Here is a 503-nt window from a genome sequence, read left to right as displayed (position 1 = left end):
GGAGCACGCCTACAACCCGATCCACCGCCGTCACCAGTACGACCCGGCTGGCGAGTTGACCCGCACCCTCGACAAACTGCGTGGCGAGATCAAGTACGAATACGAAGCCAACGGCCAGTTGCACAGCCGCGACACCGGGCAGTTGCTCGACAGCGAAGAATTCCGCTACGACGCCGCGGCGAACCGGCTGAACTTCAACACCAGCCAGTTTGACCACGTCAAGGACAACCGCCTGAAGCGCTGGCGGGACCAGGAATATGCCTACGATGCGTGGGGCAACCTGGTTGAAAAGCGCAGTGGCATGGGCACGCTGCAGACGTTTGTGTATGACTGTGAAAATCGCTTGGTGCGGGCTGAGACGTTGGTTAATGGCAAGCTGGAAAGTACCGGTGCGTATCGGTATGACAGTTTGGGGCGACGGGTTGGCAAACTGTCTGTTGTTAATGGCGTGACCGAGCAGAAACACTTCTTATGGCAAGGCCTGCGCATGCTGCGGGAGGAGC

Annotated in this window: 1 protein-coding gene; it reads left to right on the top strand. The window is 58.8% G+C overall.

Annotated elements, in window-relative coordinates; translation table 11 throughout:
* Window positions 1–503, top strand: a 503-nt coding sequence (locus ACM6G4_RS20670) for an RHS repeat domain-containing protein (RefSeq protein ID WP_414914503.1), incomplete at both ends; no start/stop codon positions are given.

The organism is Pseudomonas sp. IT-P258 (assembly GCF_949767825.1).
Taxonomy (GTDB): domain Bacteria; phylum Pseudomonadota; class Gammaproteobacteria; order Pseudomonadales; family Pseudomonadaceae; genus Aquipseudomonas; species Aquipseudomonas monachiensis.
The sequence above is the reverse complement of the archived record's forward strand: the minus strand, read 5'-3'. Positions and strand labels throughout refer to the sequence as shown.